This is a genomic window from Veillonella sp. 3310 (genome assembly GCF_003999875.1).
GTDB lineage: Bacteria > Bacillota > Negativicutes > Veillonellales > Veillonellaceae > F0422.
In genome coordinates, this window is sequence record NZ_RQVJ01000001.1 from 165,343 (window position 1) to 191,405 (window position 26,063).

Annotated in this window: 28 protein-coding genes, 1 other RNA gene and 1 riboswitch; of the genes, 28 read left to right on the forward strand and 1 reads right to left on the reverse strand. The window is 39.0% G+C overall.

Annotated features, from left to right (window positions below):
• Window positions 1-175: 175 nt before the first annotated feature.
• The 26 genes from trpC to EO127_RS00955 all read left to right on the forward strand — a co-directional run bounded on the left by trpC (window position 176) and on the right by EO127_RS00955 (window position 24,517).
• Complete coding sequence (gene trpC, locus EO127_RS00830; protein WP_127447612.1) at window positions 176-1,738, forward strand: indole-3-glycerol phosphate synthase TrpC; 1,563 nt, start codon at window positions 176-178, stop codon at window positions 1,736-1,738.
• An 11-nt stretch (window positions 1,739-1,749) separates the two neighbouring features.
• Window positions 1,750-2,943, forward strand: a complete 1,194-nt coding sequence (gene trpB / locus EO127_RS00835; RefSeq protein WP_127447613.1) for a tryptophan synthase subunit beta — start codon at window positions 1,750-1,752, stop codon at window positions 2,941-2,943.
• The gene (trpA, locus tag EO127_RS00840) at window positions 2,936-3,721 is read left to right on the forward strand and encodes a tryptophan synthase subunit alpha (RefSeq protein WP_127447614.1); all 786 of its coding nucleotides are present in this window, start codon (window positions 2,936-2,938) and stop codon (window positions 3,719-3,721) included. Before trpB ends, trpA begins: the two co-directional genes overlap by 8 nt.
• Before the next feature lie 331 nt (window positions 3,722-4,052).
• Window positions 4,053-4,472: a HutP family protein gene (locus tag EO127_RS00845; protein WP_127447615.1), complete on the forward strand. Its 420-nt coding sequence runs from the start codon at window positions 4,053-4,055 to the stop codon at window positions 4,470-4,472.
• Between the two features lie 81 nt (window positions 4,473-4,553).
• Window positions 4,554-5,396, forward strand: coding sequence for a 1,4-dihydroxy-2-naphthoyl-CoA synthase (gene menB / locus EO127_RS00850; RefSeq protein WP_009352753.1), 843 nt, complete (start codon window positions 4,554-4,556; stop codon window positions 5,394-5,396).
• An 11-nt stretch (window positions 5,397-5,407) separates the two neighbouring features.
• On the forward strand, window positions 5,408-7,015 hold the full coding sequence (menE, locus tag EO127_RS00855; protein ID WP_127447616.1) for an o-succinylbenzoate--CoA ligase: 1,608 nt from the start codon (window positions 5,408-5,410) through the stop codon (window positions 7,013-7,015).
• 118 nt (window positions 7,016-7,133) lie between these two features.
• Entirely contained in the window at window positions 7,134-7,562 is a 429-nt protein-coding gene (locus EO127_RS00860) for a PaaI family thioesterase (protein ID WP_127447617.1), read from the forward strand.
• A 173-nt stretch (window positions 7,563-7,735) separates the two neighbouring features.
• Entirely contained in the window at window positions 7,736-8,566 is an 831-nt protein-coding gene (gene trmD, locus EO127_RS00865) for a tRNA (guanosine(37)-N1)-methyltransferase TrmD (RefSeq protein ID WP_127447618.1), read from the forward strand.
• Window positions 8,567-9,139 (forward strand): RNA methyltransferase, encoded by a 573-nt coding sequence (locus tag EO127_RS00870; protein ID WP_127160908.1) that lies wholly within the window; start codon window positions 8,567-8,569, stop codon window positions 9,137-9,139.
• A gap of 9 nt (window positions 9,140-9,148) precedes the next feature.
• Complete coding sequence (locus EO127_RS00875; protein ID WP_127447619.1) at window positions 9,149-9,880, forward strand: YebC/PmpR family DNA-binding transcriptional regulator; 732 nt, start codon at window positions 9,149-9,151, stop codon at window positions 9,878-9,880.
• 51 nt (window positions 9,881-9,931) lie between these two features.
• A riboswitch (TPP riboswitch) is annotated at window positions 9,932-10,040 on the forward strand.
• A gap of 77 nt (window positions 10,041-10,117) precedes the next feature.
• Entirely contained in the window at window positions 10,118-11,422 is a 1,305-nt protein-coding gene (gene thiC, locus EO127_RS00880) for a phosphomethylpyrimidine synthase ThiC (RefSeq protein ID WP_127447620.1), read from the forward strand.
• Window positions 11,423-11,594: 172 nt separating this feature from the next.
• A complete protein-coding gene (locus EO127_RS00885) occupies window positions 11,595-12,305 on the forward strand; it encodes a hypothetical protein (RefSeq protein ID WP_127447621.1) in 711 nt (236 codons plus the stop codon).
• A 4-nt stretch (window positions 12,306-12,309) separates the two neighbouring features.
• Complete coding sequence (locus EO127_RS00890; protein WP_127447622.1) at window positions 12,310-13,002, forward strand: hypothetical protein; 693 nt, start codon at window positions 12,310-12,312, stop codon at window positions 13,000-13,002.
• Between the two features lie 121 nt (window positions 13,003-13,123).
• Complete coding sequence (locus EO127_RS00895; protein ID WP_127447623.1) at window positions 13,124-13,699, forward strand: hypothetical protein; 576 nt, start codon at window positions 13,124-13,126, stop codon at window positions 13,697-13,699.
• 240 nt (window positions 13,700-13,939) lie between these two features.
• A complete protein-coding gene (locus EO127_RS00900; RefSeq protein WP_127447624.1) occupies window positions 13,940-14,482 on the forward strand; it encodes a hypothetical protein in 543 nt (180 codons plus the stop codon).
• 165 nt (window positions 14,483-14,647) lie between these two features.
• Window positions 14,648-15,373 (forward strand): 30S ribosomal protein S2, encoded by a 726-nt coding sequence (rpsB, locus tag EO127_RS00905; RefSeq protein WP_127447625.1) that lies wholly within the window; start codon window positions 14,648-14,650, stop codon window positions 15,371-15,373.
• Window positions 15,374-15,494: 121 nt separating this feature from the next.
• Window positions 15,495-16,178 (forward strand): translation elongation factor Ts, encoded by a 684-nt coding sequence (gene tsf / locus EO127_RS00910; RefSeq protein ID WP_127161392.1) that lies wholly within the window; start codon window positions 15,495-15,497, stop codon window positions 16,176-16,178.
• A 76-nt stretch (window positions 16,179-16,254) separates the two neighbouring features.
• Window positions 16,255-16,974, forward strand: a complete 720-nt coding sequence (pyrH, locus tag EO127_RS00915) for a UMP kinase (protein WP_127447626.1) — start codon at window positions 16,255-16,257, stop codon at window positions 16,972-16,974.
• A gap of 12 nt (window positions 16,975-16,986) precedes the next feature.
• Window positions 16,987-17,547 carry a ribosome recycling factor gene (frr, locus tag EO127_RS00920; protein ID WP_127135241.1) on the forward strand — a complete coding sequence of 187 codons (561 nt, stop codon included), beginning with the start codon at window positions 16,987-16,989 and terminating at the stop codon, window positions 17,545-17,547.
• Complete coding sequence (locus tag EO127_RS00925; RefSeq protein ID WP_127447627.1) at window positions 17,547-17,804, forward strand: hypothetical protein; 258 nt, start codon at window positions 17,547-17,549, stop codon at window positions 17,802-17,804. Before frr ends, EO127_RS00925 begins: the two co-directional genes overlap by 1 nt.
• Window positions 17,776-18,543 (forward strand): isoprenyl transferase, encoded by a 768-nt coding sequence (locus tag EO127_RS00930; RefSeq protein WP_127447628.1) that lies wholly within the window; start codon window positions 17,776-17,778, stop codon window positions 18,541-18,543. The genes EO127_RS00925 and EO127_RS00930 overlap by 29 nt, the downstream gene beginning before the upstream one ends.
• A gap of 1 nt (window position 18,544) precedes the next feature.
• On the forward strand, window positions 18,545-19,363 hold the full coding sequence (locus EO127_RS00935; RefSeq protein WP_127447629.1) for a phosphatidate cytidylyltransferase: 819 nt from the start codon (window positions 18,545-18,547) through the stop codon (window positions 19,361-19,363).
• A gap of 24 nt (window positions 19,364-19,387) precedes the next feature.
• Window positions 19,388-20,548 carry a 1-deoxy-D-xylulose-5-phosphate reductoisomerase gene (locus EO127_RS00940; RefSeq protein WP_127447630.1) on the forward strand — a complete coding sequence of 387 codons (1,161 nt, stop codon included), beginning with the start codon at window positions 19,388-19,390 and terminating at the stop codon, window positions 20,546-20,548.
• The gene (rseP, locus tag EO127_RS00945) at window positions 20,542-21,561 is read left to right on the forward strand and encodes an RIP metalloprotease RseP (RefSeq protein WP_127447631.1); all 1,020 of its coding nucleotides are present in this window, start codon (window positions 20,542-20,544) and stop codon (window positions 21,559-21,561) included. Before EO127_RS00940 ends, rseP begins: the two co-directional genes overlap by 7 nt.
• Window positions 21,562-21,570: 9 nt before the next feature.
• Window positions 21,571-22,647, forward strand: coding sequence for a flavodoxin-dependent (E)-4-hydroxy-3-methylbut-2-enyl-diphosphate synthase (ispG, locus tag EO127_RS00950; RefSeq protein WP_127447632.1), 1,077 nt, complete (start codon window positions 21,571-21,573; stop codon window positions 22,645-22,647).
• Window positions 22,648-22,780: 133 nt separating this feature from the next.
• Window positions 22,781-24,517: a proline--tRNA ligase gene (locus EO127_RS00955; RefSeq protein ID WP_127447633.1), complete on the forward strand. Its 1,737-nt coding sequence runs from the start codon at window positions 22,781-22,783 to the stop codon at window positions 24,515-24,517.
• Between the two features lie 147 nt (window positions 24,518-24,664).
• Here EO127_RS00955 and ssrA read toward each other — a convergent pair.
• Window positions 24,665-25,006, reverse strand: a transfer-messenger RNA (tmRNA) gene (ssrA, locus tag EO127_RS00960).
• A 126-nt stretch (window positions 25,007-25,132) separates the two neighbouring features.
• Between ssrA and sigH the strand changes: the two genes are divergently transcribed.
• Complete coding sequence (gene sigH, locus EO127_RS00965) at window positions 25,133-25,777, forward strand: RNA polymerase sporulation sigma factor SigH (RefSeq protein ID WP_127068549.1); 645 nt, start codon at window positions 25,133-25,135, stop codon at window positions 25,775-25,777.
• 19 nt (window positions 25,778-25,796) lie between these two features.
• Window positions 25,797-26,033 (forward strand): preprotein translocase subunit SecG, encoded by a 237-nt coding sequence (gene secG, locus EO127_RS00970; protein WP_127447634.1) that lies wholly within the window; start codon window positions 25,797-25,799, stop codon window positions 26,031-26,033.
• Window positions 26,034-26,063: the final 30 nt, after the last annotated feature.

Consider the following 26,063-nt stretch of genomic DNA (forward strand, 5'->3'; position numbering starts at 1 on the left):
TCCTATAGGAATAAGATATTCTAAACCTTGTTTAGTTATCTTTGTAGATACATAGTGTAGATTTAGGAATTATATGGATATCATTTAGCTATATGGATGCTACAGATATCAATTTGGCATATACATACTATTAATAAGGTTATTGAAAAATATTTGGATAGAAATAGAGATAGTTATGATATTAGATAGAATAGTTGCTGCTACTGAAAAACGTGTTAAGGAAGCAAAAGTCAAGCTGCCCTTATCAAAGTTGCAACAGCGAGTAGAAAGAATGCCAATCACGAAGGACTTCCCTTTTGAACAGGCATTACAAGAATTAGATTTTAATTTTATATGTGAAGTGAAGAAAGCGTCTCCCTCAAAAGGAATTATTGCAGAAGATTTTCCCTATCTAGACATTGCTAAAGACTATGAAATGGCTGGGGCAGCAGCGATTTCTGTCTTGACAGAACCAGATTTTTTCCTAGGTAGCCCTCAGTATTTACAAGAAATTGCAGCAACTGTACATATTCCTGTACTTCGGAAGGACTTCATCATCGATGAATACCAAATCTATGAAGCAAAATTATGGGGCGCCTCAGCAATATTACTCATAGCCGCTATCTTGGATGATGAAACAATGGCACGCTTTCATAAGCTGGCAGATAGCCTAGGACTATCGTGTTTAGTAGAGGCTCACGATGAAAGGGAAGTGTTGCGAGCTGCTAAGATGGGAGCACGCATTATTGGTGTGAATAACCGTAATTTAAAAGATTTCACAGTGGATGTAAACAACAGCATTCGCTTACGTAATTTAGTGGATGATTCCGTAATTTTTGTCTCTGAAAGTGGCCTAGACACGGCAGAAGATATCCAATGTTTACGAGATAACAAGATTCAAGCTGCCCTTATGGGCGAAAGCTTTATGCGCTCTACAGATAAAGTGGCGAAATTGGCTGAGTTATATGGGCCGATTAGACCGAAACGTTCTATACATACTAGTACAGAACGAGGTGTGTTAGGAACAGAAGAAATATTCAACTTAGAGGCACCCAGTGCACCAGCAATAGAAGAAGTTACTCAACCTAGTTATGCGGTGAAGGTTAAATTTTGTGGCATATCCCAAGAAGATACAGTTCCAGTTTTAGGGGAGACACGACCAGATCATGTTGGTTTCGTCTTTGCTCTTAGTAAGAGACAAGTGAGTATAGAACAAGCTCATTCCATTGCAAGAACTTTGCAAGGTAGTTTACAAACTACAAGTTGTGACACATGCAGTTCATGTGTAGGCGTATTTGTGAATGAAACGCTATCGAATGTAGTAGAGGTTGCTAAGACGGTACCACTTTCAGTGGTCCAATTACATGGAGATGAAGATATAGCCTACATTGACTCGTTACGAAACCACCTAGAGGAAGAACAATTAGGATCCATTCAAATTTGGAAAGCCATCCAACTGCAAGGTAAAGAAGATATTTTGCCATGGGAGCAAGCGCCCATCGATGGATTGGTAGTAGATGCCTATTCTAGGGACGAGCGTGGAGGCACAGGCAAGACCATCGATTGGTCATTATTAGATGATGTGCATGTCCCATACTATCTAGCAGGAGGTATAGGATTACACAATGTAGCTCGTGCCATTCGACGATTACAACCGTACGGGCTCGACATGAGTAGTAGCTTAGAAAGAAATGGCCAAAAAGATGCCAATACAATTAGAACTATGTCACAATTAATTAAGACAGTAACACATAGATGAGGAGATACAGAATGACAACACATCGCCATGGCTATTTTGGTGAATTTGGTGGACAATTTATGCCTGAAACATTAATGAATGCCATAATTGAACTTGAAGAAGCCTATGAAACCTATAAAAACGATCCGGATTTTATAAAGGAATTAGAAGATTTACATGTGTCCTACACAGGGCGTCCGTCCTTGCTATATTTTGCAGCACAAATGACAAAAGATTTGGGTGGCGCTAAAATTTATCTAAAACGGGAAGACTTAAATCATACAGGGTCCCACAAATTAAATAATGTGCTAGGCCAAATGTTACTGGCTAAGCGAATGGGTAAAACGAGAGTGATTGCAGAAACGGGTGCCGGTCAACATGGTGTAGCCACTGCCACAGTAGCAGCGTTAATGGGGATGGAATGTGAAATTTTCATGGGCCAAGAAGACTGTGAACGACAAGCTTTAAACGTATATCGTATGGAGCTATTAGGTGCCAAGGTACATCCTGTTACATCTGGTACTGGTACATTAAAAGATGCTGTATCTGAAACGATGCGAGAATGGACTAACCGTATGGCAGACACGCATTATGTATTAGGATCTGTTATGGGCGCTCATCCATTTCCTATGATGGTACGTGACTTTCAGTCCATCATCAGTCGTGAGGCAAGAGAACAAATTTTAGAAAAAGAAGGTAAATTACCAGCCGTTGTATTAGCTTGTGTTGGCGGTGGTAGCAATGCGATTGGTATGTTCTATCATTTTATTCCAGATGCGGGTGTGCAACTTATCGGTTGTGAAGCGGCTGGCAAAGGAATCGATACAGAAGAACATGCGGCGACCATGACTAAAGGTACGATAGGTATTTTCCATGGAATGAAATCCTACTTCTGTCAAAACTCTTATGGGCAAATTGCACCAGTATTTTCTATTTCCGCTGGATTAGATTATCCAGGCATAGGTCCAGAGCATGCTTATTTACATGACAGTGGCCGAGCTCAATATGTGCCGATTACAGACGATGAAGCAGTGGATGCCTTCGAATATCTCTCTCGTATGGAGGGAATTATTCCAGCCATTGAAAGTGCTCATGCCGTGGCACATGCTATGCGATTGGCACCTACTCTAAGTCCTGATGAAAGTATCATCATTTGCTTATCTGGACGTGGTGATAAGGACGTAGCAGCTATGGCGAGATATAGAGGGGTGAACTTACATGAATAAAATAACAATCGCACAGGCTTTCACAAAGAAAGCATTTATCCCTTTCATTACAGCCGGTGACCAAGGAATTACTACAACAGAGAAATACATTCGTATTATGGCAAAAGCAGGAGCAAGTTTAATTGAAATTGGCATTCCTTTTTCTGATCCTGTTGCAGAAGGTCCAGTCATTCAAGCAGCTAGTGAGCGTGCACTATCCACAGGGGTTACTACAGATGATATTTTTGAGATGGTTCAACGATTGCGTACCGGTGATGATGCGTTGACCATCCCTCTTGTGTTCATGACCTATTTGAACCCTATCTATGTGTATGGTGTTGAAAGTTTCATGACACGCTGTGAAGAAGTGGGCATACAAGGTGTCATTGTGCCAGACTGCCCATTGGAAGAAAAACAAGAACTAAGCCATCAAGCGAAGGCCCATGGAGTTTCTGTCATTTCTTTAATTGCACCTACCTCAGAGCAACGGATTGAGGAGATAGCTAGTCAAGCAGAAGGGTTTGTGTACTGTGTGTCTTCTCTTGGTGTAACAGGTATGCGCAGTGACATCAAAACAGACATTGCTAGCATCGTACAACAGATTCGACAATACACAGATATTCCAGTAGCCGTAGGTTTTGGCATTTCCACACCGGAACAAGCAAAGACAATGGCATCACTATCTGATGGTGCTATTGTAGGTAGTGCTATTGTGAAACAAATTGGTGAGTGGGGAGCAACTGGGGAAGAAGAATTATATAACTACGTTCGTTCTATGGTAGAAGCAGTAGGTAAGTGACATCGAAACTTATAAGGTATGTATATGTATTATAAATTTACCAGGTTATAGCGTTTTTCGAGCGTTTTCTTATATGAAATCAATGTCATAGCTTAATATTACAAATTAATAAGTTGCAGCATACTTTACATTGTTTTTGAATATTTGCAATACCTATAAAATAGCTGTGCAAAATGTTTGTGCAGCTATTTTTTCGTTGAAAAGAACATTACATCCACAGAAGAGCATAGTTAAAGTAGAGATACTGCAGTCTATAAAAAATTGATGGTAACATACTTTAATATACTGTATACTTAAGAATATGAATAATTCTTAACAGGAGATATAGGGTATGGAAAAAACAAGTATTGGCGTTGGGCGAGCTGCATTGCATGTGGCTATTTCTGAAAGTCGTGCAGAAGAGATGGCGCTACGAAAAGAGTTTGAAGATATTGGGATTCGTAGCTGTGCCGTAGATTTTGGAGGGGCTTTCACAGAGATTATTCCTAAAATTATTGAACGGGCCGTTGTAGCAGCGGAACGACAAGAGTTAATTCATGACAACCATGTTAGCAAAGGTGCTGTCGTAGGGGCTACGGCTCAAGCCTTAGAGCAATTAAAAAATAAATGTGTCGGTCTCAATGTAGGTGGCAAGGTAGGCATTGCACGTAGTCAAGAACATCTAAGTGTAGCTATCTATTTAGGGGTCGGCGTATTGCATTTAGATGAAATTGCGGTAGCCATGGCACATCGAGCTGTACCAAGTATGTAGAAGTGCTATAAATTTTTCTATAGTTTTGATATAATATTTTGTAGAGTATTTAGACAATAGCTAATCATTTTGGAGGTAACTATGAGTCAATTCGATTGGAAAGTATTAGATCGTAATTACGAAGATGTAATTTATGAAACATATAATGGAATTGCAAAAATTACAATTAATCGTCCAGAAGTGCGCAATGCATTCCGCCCTAAAACAGTAATGGAATTAATCGATGCTTTCACGATTGCTCGTGAAGACGCAGAAGTAGGCGTTATCATTTTAACTGGTGCTAACCACGGTCAAGGAGAAGATAAAGAAGCGTTCTGCTCCGGTGGTGACCAACGTGTTCGTGGTGATGGCGGTTATGTAGGGGATGACAAAATTCCTCGTTTAAATGTGTTGGATTTGCAACATTTGATACGCATCACTCCAAAACCTGTTATCGCTATGGTGAATGGTTTTGCAATCGGTGGTGGTCACGTGTTGCACATCGTGTGTGACCTTTCCATCGCATCTGAAAATGCAAAATTTGGTCAAACAGGCCCTCGCGTAGGTTCCTTCGACGCTGGTTACGGTGCTGGTTACTTAGCTCGTTTAGTGGGCCATAAAAAAGCTCGTGAAATTTGGTTCTTATGCCGTCAATATTCTGCAAAAGAAGCATTAGATATGGGTCTTGTGAATACAGTGGTTCCATTTGATCAATTAGAGGCAGAAACAGTGAAATGGTGTGAAGAAATTCTTCAATTATCTCCAATGGCACTTCGTTTCTTGAAAGCTTCTTTCAATGCGGATACAGATGGTTTGGCTGGTTTACAACAATTTGCAGGGGATGCGACTTTACTGTTCTACACAACTGATGAAGGTAAAGAAGGTCGTGATGCATTTAAAGAAAAACGTAAACCTAACTTTAAACAATTCCCTAAATTCCCTTAATGGCTTAGGTTATGAAGTGGTTATATGATCGAGCACACACACATAGAGATAAGTGTTTCTTAAATGAACTTACCTATGGAGATGTGTATATTCTAACAATAGCTACAGCAAAACGACTCGCTCCTCATCTTCGAGGAGAGAGTCGTATTGCTTTATGGGCAGAAAATTCTGTATCCATGGCGATACACCTATTTGCTTTATCTGTATTGCGCATAGAAATCGTGTTGCTGAATACTAACCTAACAGAACGAGAAGTAACAGAACAAATGAAAAGTACTGACGTTCGCACCTTGTTAGTGTCGGAAAAAATGGCGCAAGTATTGCGAACACAGATGGAAGCATGTGACATAGAGATTAGAGATGTTTCTAGTTCTGAATACAGTCATAGTCAAGGGGATTTGCAGTATTTGTGTTTTTCACCATGCATAGATACTGATTTCAAGCCTATTTTGCCTATATATAGCGGTGAAAATGTCAAGGAAGAGAAATCTAATAATGTAAAACATACATCTACTCAAATAAATAACGAAGAAATTGATGGCATGGACTCTTTTATAGGTAATTATGGGCGTCAGAGAGGTGTTGAAGGTTCTACAGATTGTGATGGTAATCTAACGTGGAATTCAGCGAATGATACAGTATTTTGTATTATCAATACCAGTGCTACAACGGGCAAATTCAAATCAGTGCCTGTACGATGGTCGCAGATTGAGGCCCATGTAAAAGCTTCTGCTAAAGTGCTAGGCGTGGAGGAAGATGACAATTGGCTTGTAGTACTCCCTATGTTTCATGTGAGCGGCTTATCTATTATTTTGCGTACTTTATATAATGGTACGAGAGCGACGATTCGTGAAAAGTTCTCGGAGCAAATTGTACTAGAGGCATTAGAAAAAGAAGAAGTTACTATGGTATCCTTGGTACCTACAGTATTACAACGTATAGTGGACCAAATCACAGCGCCGAAGTTAAGGGCCATACTTTTAGGTGGTGAGTTTATTCCTATGCCACTGTTACAAGAATGCGTAGGGCGAAACTTACCTGTGTATAAGACGTATGGTATGTCAGAAACCTTTGCACAAAGTACGACATTCAGTGTTCGAGAACATCCTTCTAAACTAGCATCGGTAGGGCATCCGCTGGATGGTGTTACCATTGAGATTCGAAACCCAGATGAAGAAGGGGTAGGAGAAGTGTGGATTTCATCACCGATGCTGATGAAAGGATACCTTAATAAAGAGCCTATTGCAGGTGCTTTTAATACAGATGACATTGGCTATGTAGACGATGATGGATTTTTATATCTATTAAACCGTAGAAAAGATATCATCATTTCTGGGGGCGAAAATATTTACCCTAAGGAAATCGAAGATGTCTTATACGAGATGAATGGGATTAAAGAATGTGCAGTTATTCCTGTCCCTGATTCTAAGTGGGGACAAGTACCTATCCTATGTGTGGTGACAAGTCGCACAAAACAAGAAATCATTGAGTATTTGCAATGTCGTTTAGCAAAGTACAAAGTGCCAAAGCGAATCGTGTATTATGACATGTTACCGAAAAATAGTATGGGAAAAATCCTAAGACAAGAGTTAATCAATTCTTGTCTCAAACATGGATAAGGTAATATTGATAGTAGGTAGGAATTTCATCTATTCTATTATGAAATAATGGATTTACTTGTGTGTTATCTATATAAGACATTTTGATGCTACATATAAAGATGTGAAAGGACATAGTATGAAAGAAAGAACAGCCTCTTTATTAGAACAATTACAAATAGAGACATTCCACTGTGCTGGACGGGCCTTTCAAAGCACTATGAGACTGTCATCCTTTCATGCACAACCCTTTGGGTTCGTCAACGGCGGCGTGTACCTTGCTTATGGAGAAGCATTAGCTGGCATGGCATCAAATGCTATCTTGGCACAAGAATTTACATCTAGTAAAGATAACACAGACTTAGGTTTAGCTGAAGAAAAAGTAGCTGTAGGTCAATCGATAACGGCTAACCATGTAAGAGCGAAACGATGTAATGGTTATGTAATAGCACGAGGTCAATTATTGCATAAGGGTGGTCGAAACCATGTGTGGACAATCAATATTTTTGATGAAGAAGATCAATTGTTGTCTCATCTAACGGTGACAAATAGTATCGTCAATTTATAGATATATTGTCCGATAAGTGGACTCATAGTTATAAATTGTTGTATATATTTTGGTGTAAATCGATTAATAGAACATCCTTTTTGCAAATCTGCATATTATATCATAACTAAAATAATTGCATCGGTTGTTTAATGATTAAGATAATTTTCTAAAGAAAGGAGGTGTACTGCCCCATGAAAATAGATATTATATCGTTATTCCCAGAGTTTTTTGATGCCTTTTTTACACATTCCATCATCAAACGTGCCTTACAAGCGAATCGATTAGAGATGAAAGTGACAAATCCGAGGGAGTTTTCTCATAGCAAGCATGGTCAAGTGGACGATACTCCTTATGGTGGTGGCGCTGGTATGCTTATGAAAGCACCTCCTCTCTTTGAGGCAGTAGAGCATGTCTTGCAAATGCCTATCGAAGAACATCGTAGTACAAAGGCGAATCATAAACGTCATGTTGTGTTTATGGGGCCCACTGGGGCGCCATTTACACAAGAAAAAGCGATAGAATTAGCCACCTATGATCAGCTTGTTATCGTCTGTGGACACTACGAAGGGGTAGATTATCGAGTGGAAGAACATTTGGTGGACGAAACTATATCTATCGGTGACTATGTGTTAACTGGCGGTGAATTACCAGCTATGGTGGTAGCCGATGCTGTGGCTCGCATGATTCCCGGCGTTTTAGGAGCAACCTCAGGGGCTATAGAAGATTCATTTTATCATCCTGTACTTGAGTGTCCACAATATACAAAACCGCAGGAATATAGAGGTATGGTAGTGCCAGATATATTGCTGAGCGGTCATCATAAAAATATTGAGCAGTGGCGATTGGAAGAATCGTTACGACGGACCGCATATTTGCGAAGTGATTTATTAGTACGAGACTTTACAGCAGAAGAAGTAAAAGCATTGCAACGATTGCTAGAAAAATCCACATCTCAAGAAGAGCAAGCGTTATTAGAAAGAATCTTAGGTCAGTCTACTTTCACAGAGGAAAAGAGGAATTAAATGGCGAATTTATATATTGGCCTCGTTCATTATCCCATTATGAATAAGCATGGTGAGGTGATTACGACGGCTATCACGAACTACGATATCCACGATATTGCCAGAGCATCCACAACTTATGATGTAGAACGGTATTTCATTATTCACAATGTACCTAGCCAGCGTGAATTGGCAGAAACTGTCATGAGTCATTGGAAAACAGGATTTGGCAGTACCTACAACCCAGATAGAAAGGATGCTTTCAAACACGTGGAACTAGTCAATTCTATTCGACAAGCTATCGATATGGTGACGGAACTAGAAGGGCAGACACCGATCGTGTGTACCACGGATGCACGAACCTATGATAATACGATTACCTACGCCTCGCTCCGTAAATCACTTGAAAGTGAGAGCCGTCCTGTGGTAGTATTATTTGGAACGGGGTATGGTATGACGAAGGAAACAATGGAAGATTTCGACTATATCCTTGAACCAATCTATGGACATGGAGACTACAATCATCTGTCTGTTCGTAGTGCTGTATCAATTATATTAGACCGCTTACGAGGCGAAGCGTGGTGGAATAAATAGGAGGACACAATGTCAGGACATTCTAAATGGTCAAATATTAAACATAGAAAAGGTAAAAATGATGCATTAAAAGCAAAAATTACCACAAAAATTAGCCGTGAAATCACAGTAGCTGTAAAAGCTGGTGGTACCGATCCAACAGGCAATATGCGCTTGAAATTGGCGTTACAAAAAGCTCGTGAAAATAACATTCCTAAGGACAATATTCAACGTGCTATCGACAAAGGTGCCGGTGCAGGTGATGCGAACAACTATGAAGAAATTACCTATGAAGGATATGGCCCAGGTGGCGCTGCTATCCTTGTAGACGTAATGACAGATAACCGTAACCGTGCGGCAGCTGACGTTCGTCATGCTTTCTCTAAACGTGGTGGCAACCTAGGTGAAAGTGGATCCGTTAACTGGATGTTCAAACGCAAAGGTGTATTCGTTATTCCACAAGAGGGCAACGATGAAGAAACATTAACATTATTGGCTCTTGATGCTGGTGCAGAAGACATCAAAGTAGAAGATGATGTATTCGTTATTTATACATTACCTGATGATTACGATGCCGTAGAAGCTGCCTTAGCAGAAGCATCCATTGCAACAGATATGGCACAAATCACAATGGTTCCAGATACAAATATGGAATTAACAGGTGATGATGCAGTGAATATGCAACGTATATTGGATATGTTGGAAGACTTGGATGATGTACAAGATGTGTACCACAATGCTATCATGGACGTGGAAGAATAATTTTCTGTAAAATTTCATCATTTCATGCTATACTATAAGTAAGTAAATATTTTAGATTTGCAAGGGAGCCTATGTAATAGGCTGAGAAAGGACTATGAAGTACCTGACCTTTTGACCTGATCGGGATCATGCCCGCGTAGGAAGCACGCTGACATATGTGGGTATCGATGTAATGTCGATACCTTTTTGTGTATAGAGTACCCAAAATAGGCTCCTTTGTAATGAAAGGAGCTTTTTATGTTTTACACACAAATGCAAGCAGCCCAAAAAGGCATTGTTACCGACGCGATGAAAGTGGTAGCAGAAAAAGAAAACATGGATGTTGAAGTATTACGAGACCTAGTGGCAAAAGGGCATGTAACGATTCCTTGTAACAAGCATCATACCTCTTTACAACCAGAAGGAATCGGGCAGAAGTTGCGCACAAAAATTAATGTGAACTTAGGAACATCTAAAGATTGTACAGACTACGAAGAAGAGATGAAAAAAGTCCATCATGCAGTGGCATTAGGTGCTGAATCTATTATGGACTTGTCTACACATGGGGATACAAAAGTGTTCCGTCGGTTGTTGACAAAGGAATGTCCTGTTATGATTGGCACCGTGCCAATCTATGATAGCGTTATCCATCATCAGAAGGATTTAGGTGAATTGACTGCAGAGGACTTTATTTCTACTATCCGTCTTCATGCAGAAGATGGTGTAGACTTTGTTACTTTACACTGTGGGATTACACAACACACAGTGGAGCAAATTAAACGTCATAAACGAAAACTAAACATCGTGAGCCGTGGAGGTAGTTTAGTCTTTGCATGGATGTCCATGACTGGTCAAGAAAATCCTTTCTATGAATACTATGATGAGATTTTAGATATATGTGCAGAATATGATATGACCATTTCTCTTGGTGATGCATGCCGTCCAGGTTGCTTGGCGGATGCTACTGATATCTGTCAAATCGAAGAACTTGTTCGTCTGGGTGAGTTAACAAAACGAGCTCGTGAACGTGGTGTGCAAGTGTTGGTGGAAGGTCCAGGTCATGTGCCATTGAATCAAGTCCAAGCCAACATGGAAGTTCAACAAACAATCTGCGACGGAGCACCATTCTATGTATTGGGACCATTGGTGACAGACATTGCACCAGGCTACGACCATATTACAGCAGCTATCGGTGGTGCTGTGGCAGCTATGCATGGGGCAGCGTTCCTTTGCTATGTAACACCAGCAGAACATTTAGCATTACCGGATGAAAACGATGTTAAAGAAGGTATTATGGCTTTCAAAATCGCAGCGCACGCCGCAGACATTGCAAAAGGTATACCAAATGCACGAGACCGTGATGACCGCATGGCAGAAGCGCGACAAAAACTCGATTGGGAAGCGCAATATGCAGTGGCATTAGATCCTGAAAAAGCACGTCGTATCCGTGAAAGCCGTGCTCCAGAAGAAGGACATAAAGAAGCATGCAGTATGTGCGGAAAATTCTGCGCCGTACGGAGCATCAACAAAGCCTTAGAGGGAGAGAAAATCGATATATTATAAAAGAGAAACGAAACAGCCAACTCTGTAGGGAGTTGGTTGTTTTGTTATATAAATAAATTGATTATAGCCATGTGATTGATGTATTATATAGATAATGAGTATGTTTTTATGTAATGTAAGAGGTGCAATTATATAAGAGAATCTTTTGAGAAAATTGGGTTTTAGAGGTGCAATGATGAAACAATGGAAACTGTTAGCACTGGGATGCGCACTATTAGCGCTAACTGGTTGTGCAAGTATGGACTCTACGATACAAGTAGATAGTGATTTTAGTGGCAAATGGGAAGCACAATTACATATTCCAGAATCGTTGAGTAAATCGGATATAGAATCTGGATTTGATGGTAGTGTAAGCAAAATTATTAATGACCATAAGCATATAGATGATGATTCTTTCGAAGAAAAACAAAATAAAGAGAAAGAGTCCTTAAAACAATTTAGTGCAAAACATATTAAACTTGAGGCAATTGATTCAAATGGCACGGTACTTCCTAATCAAGTGGAGGCGAGATCTGAGCATTGGAAGATTACCGCTTCTTTTTCAGATGAAAGTGAATTGACTAACAGTTACAGAATTCTTTATGGTGCTATAGATAGACCTGAGGCATTACATATTATCTATCCTTATGGTGAAGAAAGTAATGCATATATGTTCAATATGGGACGTTCATATGGAACAACAACTATCACATTAGATGGAGACATTAAAACCGATTTTAAAACAGATGGTGTAGTGAATGGTAACACCATAACTTTTGAAAAAGATAAAAATATCCGATTTGTTTTTCTGAAAGCATCACATACTATTAGAAATGTAATGATTGGTGTAGTAATATTTGGCGTGTTAGTAGTCGCCTATATTCTGTGGAGAAAACGAGGTTAGTAGTATGAATATGAAGAAATATATGCTAATTATACTAGGCGTAATTATGATGGGGCTGGCTTTCACAGGATGCACATCTGATACATCAGTCGGTGATAATCTCGATTTATCGGGCACGTGGTATCATTATAATCCTCCCTATGAAGACAACGGCTATAATAGTGGGGTTGTTTATAAAATAACCTTTGAAAAGGTAAGTGACCATGTGTATAAAATGACGGAGTCCAAGTTTTATATGCGTAATGTATATGCGAAACATCAGTTGATAAACGAAAAGGAATATGGCACTGATCACGCTAGAATAACGGCATTAGATATTGCGAAAGGACCAAATAAAAACGGAGTACTACCAATCTATGATGATGCTTATGAATGGGTGCCTTACTACGATGAAATAAAAGAGGAGGCCTTGTTGACAGTTAGAGATGGCAAGGCTTATGATGGGGTATTTGGTGCTACCCACACGATTAAAAAGGAAAATGGTAAGTTGATGCTTGTTAGTGATAAAGATAGTAACTCTATTATGTATAAAACGGATGATTCCTTCTTTACAGTTGCTAACGAACAAGAAGCAGCTAATATCAAAAAGAAAGTGGATATCGATAACGCTAAACAGCCCAATGAAGCATATCAAATACGTAATATCACGTTCACTGTGAAAGAAAGCGATAAAAAAGTGTATGCTCATTCTAATTAGGCATACAATCAGTATGCTAATTCTGTATGCTCAACGGTCAAACAATGCTTGATAGTGCATATATTTATAGAGTATGATAGAGATGTCATTATAGTTATTTTTTATAAGTGTGAGGTGTGCTATGAGAAAAAGAACAGCAATAGCTCTTGTATTAGCTAGCGTATTTGCAATGAATGCAGGTACTGCTACAGTAGAAGCTAGTTGGTTAAGTAAAACGTTAAAGAAATTAGATAATGCTTTGGGGGTTCCTGATAGTAATACACAAGTGACACAACAATCTGATGGAAATTTACGATTACCACAAGCAGGAGAACGATGGGTTCTGATTTCGGAAAATAAATATTATAAAACGTATGTAGATCGTTCTAAAGTATACGCAAGAGGTGAAGCTCAGGATCGTTGGGTAACGGGTGTTTTTAAGCGCGAATTTACGCCACTTGGTTCACAATGGTTAGGTGGATTTGGAGATGTTAAACCAGATGTAGTAACAGTGGAGTATTATTCTATTTCATATGGAGTAAATGGCGTGTATGATAACTATGGTATGTATGCAATTCCTACTTCATATTATGATGTTCATGGCAATTTAATTTATAAGGGAATCATAGAGCGTAAACACTATGGTAACTATATTCCAGACACTGAAGAAGAACACATCAAAGACCGACTCTTCCATATGTTCGGTTGGGATTACTAAAAGACTTTAAATTTATTATTTTATGTGTCTTTGATGAATTTATTTTGAAAGGAATATACTTAATTGAGTTATGAAAGTATCCCGAGGGATAGAGATGAGTTATTAAGAGAGTTGACTCGATTAGAAATTGAATATCGCGTAACCATTCCTTATCTAATGAAAGTTGCAGAATTAGATAAAGAACTAAAATATTATGAGGAAGAAAAATTGAAGGCCCAGGGTTAATCAGGTGAAACGGAAATGAAGTCTGTTGGATGTGGGTGTTTATTATACCTTGTTTTTTTAGGCCCATGGATATATATGGGGTGGTTTGTACCCAAATGGTTAACAGCATTTGCTAATTATGTAGGATTCTGGAAGTTTAGTGTTGGGCTTTTTATTAGTTTGGGAATCATTCGATTTATGATTTCAGCGTATTTTGATAATAAAAAAAGTGCAAAAGCTAGAGCAATATCTCTTGAAATTAATGATAATATAAGAGACATTAAGAAACTAGTAGATGCCATTCCTAATAATTTTTTGCCAGATCCTTTTAAAAGCTATGTAGCTGTTACTGGAATGATTGACTTGGTTAATGATTATAGAGCAGATAGTTTAAAAGAAGCAATGAATCTATTTAAGCAGGAGACAATGTTAGACTCTATCTTGACAGGAATTGATGAGTTAAGAGCAGACATGATTGTTAGCCAACTTATGACGCTTCAGGCGATCCGAGCAGCGAAAGAAGCCGCAGATGAAGCCAATCAAGCAAAGTGGGAGGGAAGATTTAGGAATAGTAAATAGATCGTAAAGGTGTTAATGAGCATATTTCCTCTTGCTTTCAACCCACATTTTGTGCTATACTAGCCAAGTATGAATACACACGCAACTAGACTATCAGTTCTGTGCGCAATTTCGCGTTTGCTGAGGGATGAGAGTTGCGGAGGTTTTTTAACAGGAGGTGCCAACATGGCAGTAGTATCACTTAAACAATTATTAGAAGCTGGTGTTCACTTTGGACATCAAACAAGAAGATGGAATCCTAAAATGGCTAAATTCATCTTCACTGAACGTAATGGTATCTATATCATTGACCTTCAAAAAACTGTAAAAAAAGTAGAAGAAGCGTATGATTTCTTACGTGAAGTAGCTCAAGAAGGTAAAACAATCCTTTTCGTAGGTACTAAAAAACAAGCTCAAGAAGCTGTTAAAGAAGAAGCTCTTCGTGCTAATATGTACTTCGTTAACGAACGTTGGTTGGGCGGTATGTTGACTAACTTCAAAACTATCGAAGCTCGTATTAAACGTTTAAAACAATTAGAAAAAATGGCTGAAGATGGAACATTCGAAGTTCTTCCTAAAAAAGAAGTGATTCGTCTTCGTCATGAATGGGAAAAATTGGAAAAATACCTTGGCGGTATCAAAGATATGCCAGAAATGCCAGGTGCACTTTTCGTAATCGACCCTAAAAAAGAAAAAATCGCTATTGCAGAAGCTAAAAAATTAGGTATTCCTGTTGTAGCAACTGTAGACACTAACTGTGATCCAGACGAAGTTGATTTCCCAATCCCAGCAAATGATGACGCTATTCGTGCAGTTAAATTGTTAGCTGGTAAAATGGCTGATGCTATTTTAGAAGGTCGTCAAGGTGAACAAGACGCATTCGGTACAGAATCTGCTTCCGAAGAAGCGTAAGAATCTGTAAGATTATTTAACAATATATACAGACATAGTCTTAATTGATAAATAAGTAATAACGATGTAAAATTAAGGTAAGGCTAAGGTCTTACCTTAATTATTTATAGGAGGAAAAATCATGGCTCAAATTACAGCAGCTTTAGTAAAAGAATTACGCGACATGACTGGCGCAGGTATGATGGATGCTAAAAAAGCATTGGTAGAAGTTGATGGCGATATCCAAAAAGCAGTTGACTTCCTTCGTGAAAAAGGCTTAGCAGCAGCAGCTAAAAAAGCTGGTCGTATTGCAGCTGAAGGTGTAGTAGCATCTTACATTCATGGTGGCGGACGTATTGGTGTATTAGTAGAAATCAACTGTGAAACAGACTTCGTTGCTAAAACTGATGATTTCCAAGCTCTTTGCAAAGACGTAGCAATGCAAATCGCTGCAGCTAACCCTACATACTTAAAACGTGAAGACGTTCCAGCTGATGTAATCGAACATGAAAAAGCTGTATTGATGGAGCAAGCTAAAGTAGAAGCTGAAGAAGACGTTAAAGCTGGCCGTAAACCAAAACCAGAAGCAGTTCTTGAAAAAATGGTAGCTGGCCGCGTTGAAAAATTCTATAAAGAAAACTGCCTATTAGAACAAGTTTTCATTAAAGACGGTGAAAAAACTGTACAAGCTATGATCAATGAAGCAATCGCTAAAATCGGTGAAAACATTAACGTACGTCGTTATGTTCGCTATGCATTAGGCGAAGGTATCGAAAAGAAACAAGACGATTTCGTTGCAGAAGTTATGGCTACTGTAGGTAAATAAGTACGGAGATAAGAGAACACCGCAAGTGTTCTCTTATTTTTGAATTATTTGTTAGAAACGTCATAAGGAGAAGGACATGAGTGAACGTAAATTTAAACGTATCGTATTAAAACTTAGCGGTGAGGCCCTAGCAGGTGATCAAGGATTTGGTATTAATCCACAAGTGGTAGAGCCATTAGCACAAGAAATTGCGCAACTTTCCAAAGAAAGTGGTATTGAAATTGCTATCGTTGTAGGTGGTGGAAATATCTGGCGTGGTTTATCAGGTAGTGCTAAAGGTATGGATCGTGCATCTGCTGATTATATGGGTATGATTGCAACAGTAATGAATGCTATTGCATTACAAGATGCTCTTGAAAATGCAGGCGTAGCAACTCGTGTTCAAACTGCTATCGAAATGCAAGAAGTAGCAGAACCATACATTCGTCGTCGTGCTATTCGTCACTTAGAAAAAGGTCGTATTGTTATCTTTGCAGCAGGTACTGGTAATCCGTACTTCTCTACAGATACAACAGCCGCTTTGCGTGCTGCTGAAATCGAAGCAGATGCTATTTTAATGGCGAAAAAATTTGCTGATGGTGTTTATGATTCTGATCCTAAAACAAATCCTGATGCTGTAAAATTTGATGAATTAACATATATGGATGTTATCAGCAAAGAATTAAAAGTTATGGATGCAACATCTACTACTTTGTGTAAAGATAATCATATTCCTATCGTTGTATTCAGCATGGATATTCCTGGCAACATCACTAGAGCTGCCAAAGGAGAAGCCATCGGTACTATCGTAAAATAAAAGGTGAACACTATGGAAATTAAAGAAATTATTAGCCGCGAAGAAGCGCGCATGGACAAAACAATTGAATCTTTGAAACACGAATTTGCCTCTGTACGCACAGGTCGTGCTCATACATCTCTATTAGATTCTGTAATGGTTGATTACTATGGTGCACCAACACCTGTTAATCAAGTAGCGAACGTATCTGCTCCAGATCCACGCATGATTTTAATCGCTCCATGGGATAAAACAATGATTGGTGCTATTGAAAAAGCAATCTTAACATCTGACTTAGGATTAAATCCTAATAATGATGGTGATTCTATTCGTTTGGCGATTCCTCAATTGACGGAAGACCGCCGTAAAGAATTGGTAAAAGTTGTAAGCAAAAAAGCAGAAGACGCTAAAGTTGCGATTCGTAACATTCGTCGTGATGCTAATGATGCAATCAAAAAAGAAGAAAAAGCGAAAACTATTACTGAAGACGTGTCAAAAGATGGACAAGATCAAGTTCAAAAGTTGACCGACAAAAAAATCAAATTAATTGATGAACTTCGCGATACAAAAGAAAAGGATGTTATGTCTGTCTAATGGAACATACATCTATTTTGGGATTTCCATGGCAGCTTGCACAGTCTCTTTTGCAGGCTGCCTCTATCCCTTTTACTACGAAAATAGAAAAGAACTATAATCGCTTCTTTTCCATTTCTTCCGAAGAATGTTATGTAGGCCGTGTCAAAGTAACGGAAGGTACATGGGAGATAGTTCTCTTTCACCCTATGGTATCCAGTCATGTGACAGTGTCGAATGAGGTACAATATGCTAAAAAACTTATGGAAGAAAAGTAAACAACAAGAGAGACCGACTGTAGATCCTACTAATATTCCAGAACATATTGCCATTATCATGGATGGTAATGGAAGATGGGCAAAGCGGAGAGGCATGCCACGAAGTATGGGGCATCGCGCAGGAGCGGAAGTATTAAAGGACATTGTGAAAGCTGCCCAAGGATTTGGTGTGAAAGCATTGACTGTATATGGTTTTTCCACAGAAAATTGGAAACGTCCAGAAGAAGAAGTCAGCCTATTAATGGGTCTTATTAAGGAGTATTTACTTTCAAATGTAAAGCGAATGCATGCGGAAGGCGTGCGTATTCGTTTTGTGGGAGATATTACTAAGCTATCTGAAGAGTTACAAAACATCATTAAAGAATCTGAGGATTTGACACAAGAAAATACAGGAATTACTTTGCAATTAGCAATTAACTATGGGGGACGTGACGAACTCACTCGAGCTACAAAGCGGATTGTCCAGGATGTGGCAAGCGGTATCATCTCTGAGGAGGATATTACAGAAACATTGATTTCTTCCTATTTAGATACACAAGAATTTGACCGTGTAGATTTACTGATTCGACCAAGCAATGATGCACGTATCAGCAATTTTTTACTATGGCAAATTGCCTATGCAGAGTTCTGGTTTACCCCTTTACATTGGCCAGATTTTACACCACAAGTGTTGGAAGAAGCCATTTTGGCATACCAGCAACGTGAACGTAGATTTGGTGGTTTAAAAGAGGAGAAATAATATGTTAAAAACCCGTCTCATCACAGCTTTGATTGGCGTTGTCTTGTTGGCGGTTGCCATCACCTATGGGGGCCTATTTTTTAATCTTGTGATGTCCGTGTTGGCTTTCATTGGTTGGGTAGAGTGTGTCAGCTTATTTCGCCATATGAAACGCCGTTTGTTACCATTATGGGGACTAATTTATATTGTTCTTGTATGCGGTTCCTTAGTGTTTGGTAACTATCCATTAGCAATATTTCTAGGTGTTTTGGTGATGTTGGCTATGGTCATTGAATATACCTTCTGCAACGGAAAAATAACGCTTTCAGCAGTACAATCTACCATCAGTAGCTTGTTGTATGTCACAAGTGGCTTTATAGCACTGATGGTGTTACGTGATAATAAAATCTATGAAAATACGAGCTATTACGCAGATCAAGATGGGTTCGGTATGGCTGTTATTTGGCTTGTGCTAATCTCTATTTGGGCCAGTGATACATTTGCCTATTTTGTAGGTCGCTCCATTGGTAAACGAAACATCGTACCTAGCATTAGCCCTAATAAAACCTTAGAAGGCTTCATTGGTGGTTTCATTGGCTGTTTTTTGACAGGATGGATTGGCTCTATTTGCTTAGGATTACCACTGAATTTTGGTGTTGGTATAGGTGTCATTGTTGGGATATTAGCACCGCTAGGAGATTTATTTGAATCAAAATTAAAACGTGAAGCAAATAAAAAAGATTCCGGTACATTATTGCCTGGCCATGGTGGTGTATTAGATCGTTTTGATAGTCTACTATTTGCGGCACCATTGGTATTGGCATATATTCTTATGCTGTAATGATTTAATCTTAAGGAGACCTTTATGAAAGCTATAAGTATTTTAGGCTCCACGGGGTCTATAGGAACACAAACGTTAGATGTCATTCGTCAACATCCAGATCAATTTCAAGCAGTGGCATTAGTTACACATAGCAACATTGATTTGCTAGAACAACAAATTACAGAATTTAATCCCATTATGGTGGGTGTTGTAGATGAGCGGGCTTATTCTATACTGAAAGATCGTTATCAAGGGCCTACAGAGATTGTAGGAGGCAAAGAAGCCTTGATTCTGGCAGCTACCTTGCCAGAAGCGACAATGGTGGTCACTGCCGTAGTAGGAGCAGCTGGAATTGAACCAACTATGGCTGCGATTCAGGCCAAAAAAACGATTGGACTTGCTAATAAAGAAACCCTAGTGGCTTGTGGTTCTTTGATTACAAAGGCAGCACAAGACTATGGTGTGTCAATTTTACCCATTGATAGTGAACATAGTGCAATTTTTCAGTGTTTGGAAGGGCAAGATAAAAGTAATGTTGAGAAGTTAATTATTACAGCTTCAGGCGGTGCCTTACGTCATTGGAAATCAGAAGATTTATATACGGCGACCGCAAAGGATTGTTTGGCACATCCCACATGGAATATGGGAAATAAAATTACCATTGACTCAGCGACTTTATTCAATAAAGGATTAGAAGTCATTGAAGCTCATTGGTTGTTTGATTTCGATTACGATCATATTGATGTAGTAGTACATCCCCAAAGTATTGTACACTCTATGATTCAAATGAAAGATGGAGCTATTTTAGCACAATTAGGGAATCCAGATATGCGTGAGCCTATTCAATATGCGATGACCTATCCAAAACGATATCCATTACAAATGGAACATTTAGATTTTACTAAGGGATTAGATCTTCAGTTCATGGTACCTAGGTGGGAAGATTTTCCTGCCTTACGGCTGGCTTTCACAGTGGGAAAAGAAGGTGGTTATGCACCTGCTGTATATAATGCAGCCAATGAAATGGCGGTCTATGCCTTACTGGATGAACGAATTACTTATGGACATATATATGAAGTAGTTTCAACCGTTCTTGGACGCATGAATAATGGTGTACCTACATCTATTGATGATGTACTGAGCATGGATGCGTGGGCAAGACAAGAAGCTACGAAAGAAATACAAAGGAGAAGTGCATGTTAATTACAATTTTAGGAGCTGTCTTTGTATTCGGTGTGATTGTTATGATTCACGAATTAGGACATTTTCTAACGGCGAAAGCCTGCGGCATGCGTGTTGATGAATTTGCTATCGGCATTGGCCCTAATGTTATACAAAAACAAAAAGGAGAAACACTTTACTCTTTACGTCTTTTGCCATTAGGTGGATTCAACAAAATTGCTGGTATGGATCCTTCTGAAGATGCAGGTGACCGTGGGTTCAACAGCAAACCTGTATGGCAACGATTTATCGTGATCGCTGCGGGTGCTACATTTAATTTTTTGTTGGCTATTGTGATATACTTTTTTGTATTCGCCTTTCATGGCACTACAATTCCATCTCATGAACCAATTATCGGAGATACCTTAGCAGGAAATCCAGCAGCTACAGCTGGTATACAAAAAGGAGATAAAATTGTATCTATCAATGGTCAATCCATTAAAGAATGGAAGGATATTACAGAGTCTCTGAAAGGCCATAGTAATCATGTAGTATCTGTTACATTAGATAGAAATGGTGAGAGTATATCTACCACTGTCATTCCTCGTGAATCGGGTGATAGAGCCGTCATCGGGATCAATCCAGTATTAGAAGTAAAAGAGTACGGTATTGGTGAATCTGCAGTGCAAGCATTAACACATACTGGATCTACTCTTGCTGATATGGTACAAGGTTTATGGAATATTGTAACAGGGCACAGTAAAGGCGATGTAGCTGGACCTATCGGTGTAGCACAAATGGCGGGGCAAGTAGCACAACATGGTTTTATCAGTTTGCTGTTATTCACTGCCTTATTGAGTTTAAATCTTGGCGTAATCAATTTATTGCCAATTCCTGTACTAGATGGTGGACATTTGGTGTTGTTGATTCTGGAAGGTATTACGGGTCGTAAACTGCCAGAAAAGGCATTGCAATACATTCAAATGACTGGAGTAGGCCTATTATTGTTAGTATTTGTATATTCTACATTCCAAGATATTCTAAGACTATTTTAGAGGTATACTATGATAGAACGTAAACCGACAAAGGGTATTCAAGTGGGTACCGTCCATATTGGGAATCACGCACCTGTCAGCATCCAATCAATGATTACTACAAATCCTGTAAAAGTTGAGCAATCTATTGAAGAAATTAATCGCTTGGCTACCGCTGGTTGTGAACTAGTTCGTTTAGCTGTTCCTGATATGGCAGCCGCAAAAGCCATCAAAGATATTAAAGAACGTGCCATGATTCCATTAATTGCGGATATTCATTTTGACTACCGCTTAGCACTACAAGCTATTGATAGTGGGATCGATGGGCTTCGCATTAATCCAGGAAATATCGGTAGTATCGATAATGTGGTAAAAGTTGTGGAAAAAGCTAAGCCGAAGTTGATTCCTATTCGTATAGGTGTCAATGCTGGATCCTTACCACAACATGTATTAGACGCTCATGGTGGACACCCTACCGCTGATGGTATGGTGGAAACCGCTTTAGAACATATTCGTATCTTAGAATCTTTAGAATATGATCAAATGAAAGTTTCTATTAAAGCTACAGATGTACCTTTAATGATTGAAGCTTACCGCAAATTATCCAGCAAAATACCATATCCATTGCATTTAGGTGTAACAGAAGCTGGCACTATCAAACAAGGAACGATTAAATCGGCTATCGGTATTGGAACACTCTTGGCAGATGGTATCGGTGATACAATACGTGTGTCTTTAACAGGCGACCCTATCCATGAGGTAGAAGTAGCAAAGACTATTTTGAGCTCTTTGGAGCTTCGTACGTTTGGAGCAACTATGATTTCTTGCCCTACATGTGGAAGATGCCAAGTTAATTTATTCAATATGGCAGATATTGTAGAGGAACGATTAAAATCTATAAAAGCGCCAATTCGGGTAGCAGTTATGGGATGTGTAGTAAACGGACCTGGAGAAGCACGAGAAGCTGATTTTGGTATTGCAGGAGGTAAGGGACAGGGTATTATTTTCCGCAAAGGAAAAGTGTTAAAAACTGTACCAGAACAAGAATTAGTAGATACCTTATTTGCTGAAATCGATCAATATCTGTTGACACTAGAAGATAAATAAGGATAAGAAAATTTTGTTTTCTAAAATGAAATACTATCCCTTACTATTAGAATACCTAGTATAGTAAATCCATAGTATATAGTTAAGATATTTTAAATACGTATGAATCATATAGAATATAAAGGAGTAAGTTATGTTAGCAAGTCGCTTATATGCACCAACATTACGGGAAATGCCATCCGATGCTGATGTAATTAGCCAACAATTAATGTTGCGCGCTGGCTTTGTTCGCAAAGTAGCTGGTGGTTTATACACCTATTTACCATTAGCGTGGCGCAGTATCCATAAAATTAATGCTATTATCCGTGAAGAAATGGAAGCCATTCACAGCCAAGAAATTATGATGCCTATTCTTCAACCTAGTGAATTATGGGAAGAATCTGGTCGTTGGGCTGCGTACGGTGCAGAAATGATGCGTATTTCTGACCGTCATGGCCGTGAATATTGCTTAGGACCAACTCATGAAGAAATGGTAACTAATTTAGTGCGAGGAGAAGTAAATTCCTATCGTCAATTGCCATTGAGTTTATATCAAATTCAAAATAAATATCGCGATGAACGTCGTCCACGCTACGGATTAATGCGTAGCCGTGAGTTCATTATGAAAGATGCCTATTCCTTTGACATCGACGAAGAGGGTATGAGCAAATCTTTTTGGGATATGTATGAAGCATATAGCAAGATCTTCAAACGTTGTGGCTTAACATGTAAACCAGTAGAAGCAGATAATGGCGCTATTGGCGGTTCTGGTAGTTTTGAGTTCATGGCATTGGCGGAATCTGGAGAAGCAGATGTCATCCACTGTACGAAATGTGATTATGCAGCGAATATTGAAATTGGCCAACCAAAAGCTTTGGAATCGGAAGCAGAAGACGCTAAAGCGTTGGAAACAGTATCTACACCAGAGGCGAAAACAATTCAAGCCGTAGCAGATATGTTGAAATTACCATTAGAAAAAACAATTAAAGCCGTAGTATACAACATTGAAGGTAAAGTTATTTTAGCTATTGTTCGCGGTGACCATGAAGTAAATGAAATTGCTGTACAACGTGCTGTAGAAGGTGGTATTGAACCAGAAATGGCTACTCCAGAAGATTTAGCTCGTGTGGGATTAACAGCAGGTTTCATTAGCCCAGTGGGACTTTCACAATCAGAAGAGTTCGCCATTGTAGTGGATGAAACAGTGATGAATTTACACAATGTATGTGGTGGTGCTAATACAGCAGATGCACATTATATTAATATCAATCCTAACCGTGATTTCAATGTAGACGACATCATCGTAGCACCAATTCGCTTAATTACTTTAGACGATCCATGCCCTAAATGCGGTGGTCAACTTCGTATCGATAAAGGTATCGAAGTAGGTCAAGTATTCAAATTGGGTACGAAATACTCCGAATCTATGAATGCTACCGTATTGAACCAAGGTGGTCGTCCAACTCCATTCCAAATGGGTTGCTATGGTATCGGTGTAGGCCGTACATTAGCAGCTGCGATTGAACAAAGTTATGATGAAAATGGTATCATTTGGCCAGTAGCCATTGCTCCATTTGAAGTTGTCATTGTTCCTATCAATGCGAAGGATGAAGCTTTAATGGAAGTAAGTGAGCGCTTGTACAAAGAAATGCAGCATGCTGGTGTAGATGTGTTATTGGATGATCGAAAAGACCGTGCTGGTGTGAAATTTAAAGATGCTGACCTAATCGGCTATCCTGTTCGTATTACAGTAAGTAAAAATACCATCGAATCTGGTGAAGTAGAATTGCGTGTGCGCAAAGATGGTTCTACAAGCACAGTAAAAATCGATGAAGTGACTACATCTGTACAGGGATTACTTCGTCTATTAAAAGATGGATACACTATGTAATGACTCAAATTTAATTGCATAGAGATAGAAAAACCGACTCATTGAGGATTCCTTGATGAGTCGTTTTAATAACAAAAACCGCTTATTCATCGTATTCGTGAACACTTACGAACACTTATGAATAAGCGGTTATTTCATTTGGTATTGTGGTGGAGACGAGGGGAGTCGAACCCCTGTCCAAACATGTTGCCCCCTAGACCTCTCCGAGCGCAGTTGATGTTTTTAACTTCGGATAGTGTTTGGACACCAACAACCTAAGCTATCCTAGCTCATAAGATTTAACTAGATCTAATTGAGCGGATAGAACTAGCTAGCCCGTAGTTTGACGCCACATCCTTCTCCACGGGCGAGAGAAGGTGTGACGTAGCTTATGCAGCTAATGCAAAATTTTCTTCTGCGTTTAATTTAAGGTTCACTGATTTATGGTCGAGTGAGACACCAGCTCGCTTTCTAAGATACATCCATACCTGTCGAAACCTTTACGTCCCCATATATTATTGTCTTATAATTATATAGATATATGTTATGAAAGTCAAATGTAAATATGTACTTTTTTATATAGATAGTGTATACTATTAAGTATCATTCCTAGTACAGAGTCACAGGAGGAATCCTATGTCATATGAAACAGAAACAGTAGCTGAGTTTGAGCGTTTTTCTTCATTAACGGATGAAGAAATTGTTACCATCTATCAACGTGAGAACAATCATTTTGCTACTGATTATATTGTGCAACGATATAAAAATTTTGTTCGATCTAAAGCTAGGTCCTATTTTTTAATGGGCGCTGATAAAGAAGATATTATACAAGAAGGTATGATTGGTTTATATAAAGCAACGCGAGATTTTAATCAAGACCATGAGGTTAGCTTCAAAGCATTTGCTGAATTATGTATTACACGTCAAATCATTTCTGCCATTAAAGGGGCGAGCCGTCAAAAACACATCCCTTTGAACTCGTATATCTCTTTAAATAAGCCAGCCTATGATGACTCAGAACGAACGCTCATTGAAGTGTTAGAGACAGAAAAAAATCTAGATCCTCAAGAAGTAGTCATCAATAGAGAGCAATATGCTCTGATTAAGGAAGTAATGGAGGCTGTTCTTAGTCCTCTAGAGTGGGATGTATTACGTGGATATATGGATGCTAAATCCTATCAAGAAATGGCAGAAGAACATCATCGATCTGTAAAGTCCATTGATAATGCATTGCAGCGAGTAAAGAAAAAAATGGAAGTTTACTTCGGTCATAACCGTTGATACAGAAAGGAAGAGATTCATGAGAGATTTTCTAATGGTTGTTGAAATTATTATTTCTATTCTTTTAATTGTGGTAGTAGTAGCACAAACTAGTAAGAGCGCAGGTATGGGCGGTGCCGTTTCCGGTGCAGCAGATTCCGTATTCGGTGGTAAAGAGCGTGGCGTAGATGGATTCCTATCACGCTGTACGGTGATTCTTGCTACTTTGTTCGTATTAGTTAGTCTAGCTTTAGATTTAGTGTTAAGTTCTTATTAATACATAAAAAAACCCTACCCTATGGTAGGT

Bases quoted from the DNA above. Each gene is read 5' to 3' on its own strand.
- trpC (WP_127447612.1), top strand. From the start codon at position 176: ATGATATTAGATAGAATAGTTGCTGCTACTGAAAAACGTGTTAAGGAA.
- trpB (WP_127447613.1), top strand. From the start codon at position 1,750: ATGACAACACATCGCCATGGCTATTTTGGTGAATTTGGTGGACAATTT.
- trpA (WP_127447614.1), top strand. From the start codon at position 2,936: ATGAATAAAATAACAATCGCACAGGCTTTCACAAAGAAAGCATTTATC.
- EO127_RS00845 (WP_127447615.1), top strand. From the start codon at position 4,053: ATGGAAAAAACAAGTATTGGCGTTGGGCGAGCTGCATTGCATGTGGCT.
- menB (WP_009352753.1), top strand. From the start codon at position 4,554: ATGAGTCAATTCGATTGGAAAGTATTAGATCGTAATTACGAAGATGTA.
- menE (WP_127447616.1), top strand. From the start codon at position 5,408: ATGAAGTGGTTATATGATCGAGCACACACACATAGAGATAAGTGTTTC.
- EO127_RS00860 (WP_127447617.1), top strand. From the start codon at position 7,134: ATGAAAGAAAGAACAGCCTCTTTATTAGAACAATTACAAATAGAGACA.
- trmD (WP_127447618.1), top strand. From the start codon at position 7,736: ATGAAAATAGATATTATATCGTTATTCCCAGAGTTTTTTGATGCCTTT.
- EO127_RS00870 (WP_127160908.1), top strand. From the start codon at position 8,567: ATGGCGAATTTATATATTGGCCTCGTTCATTATCCCATTATGAATAAG.
- EO127_RS00875 (WP_127447619.1), top strand. From the start codon at position 9,149: ATGTCAGGACATTCTAAATGGTCAAATATTAAACATAGAAAAGGTAAA.
- thiC (WP_127447620.1), top strand. From the start codon at position 10,118: ATGTTTTACACACAAATGCAAGCAGCCCAAAAAGGCATTGTTACCGAC.
- EO127_RS00885 (WP_127447621.1), top strand. From the start codon at position 11,595: ATGATGAAACAATGGAAACTGTTAGCACTGGGATGCGCACTATTAGCG.
- EO127_RS00890 (WP_127447622.1), top strand. From the start codon at position 12,310: ATGAATATGAAGAAATATATGCTAATTATACTAGGCGTAATTATGATG.
- EO127_RS00895 (WP_127447623.1), top strand. From the start codon at position 13,124: ATGAGAAAAAGAACAGCAATAGCTCTTGTATTAGCTAGCGTATTTGCA.
- EO127_RS00900 (WP_127447624.1), top strand. From the start codon at position 13,940: ATGAAGTCTGTTGGATGTGGGTGTTTATTATACCTTGTTTTTTTAGGC.
- rpsB (WP_127447625.1), top strand. From the start codon at position 14,648: ATGGCAGTAGTATCACTTAAACAATTATTAGAAGCTGGTGTTCACTTT.
- tsf (WP_127161392.1), top strand. From the start codon at position 15,495: ATGGCTCAAATTACAGCAGCTTTAGTAAAAGAATTACGCGACATGACT.
- pyrH (WP_127447626.1), top strand. From the start codon at position 16,255: ATGAGTGAACGTAAATTTAAACGTATCGTATTAAAACTTAGCGGTGAG.
- frr (WP_127135241.1), top strand. From the start codon at position 16,987: ATGGAAATTAAAGAAATTATTAGCCGCGAAGAAGCGCGCATGGACAAA.
- EO127_RS00925 (WP_127447627.1), top strand. From the start codon at position 17,547: ATGGAACATACATCTATTTTGGGATTTCCATGGCAGCTTGCACAGTCT.
- EO127_RS00930 (WP_127447628.1), top strand. From the start codon at position 17,776: ATGCTAAAAAACTTATGGAAGAAAAGTAAACAACAAGAGAGACCGACT.
- EO127_RS00935 (WP_127447629.1), top strand. From the start codon at position 18,545: ATGTTAAAAACCCGTCTCATCACAGCTTTGATTGGCGTTGTCTTGTTG.
- EO127_RS00940 (WP_127447630.1), top strand. From the start codon at position 19,388: ATGAAAGCTATAAGTATTTTAGGCTCCACGGGGTCTATAGGAACACAA.
- rseP (WP_127447631.1), top strand. From the start codon at position 20,542: ATGTTAATTACAATTTTAGGAGCTGTCTTTGTATTCGGTGTGATTGTT.
- ispG (WP_127447632.1), top strand. From the start codon at position 21,571: ATGATAGAACGTAAACCGACAAAGGGTATTCAAGTGGGTACCGTCCAT.
- EO127_RS00955 (WP_127447633.1), top strand. From the start codon at position 22,781: ATGTTAGCAAGTCGCTTATATGCACCAACATTACGGGAAATGCCATCC.
- sigH (WP_127068549.1), top strand. From the start codon at position 25,133: ATGTCATATGAAACAGAAACAGTAGCTGAGTTTGAGCGTTTTTCTTCA.
- secG (WP_127447634.1), top strand. From the start codon at position 25,797: ATGAGAGATTTTCTAATGGTTGTTGAAATTATTATTTCTATTCTTTTA.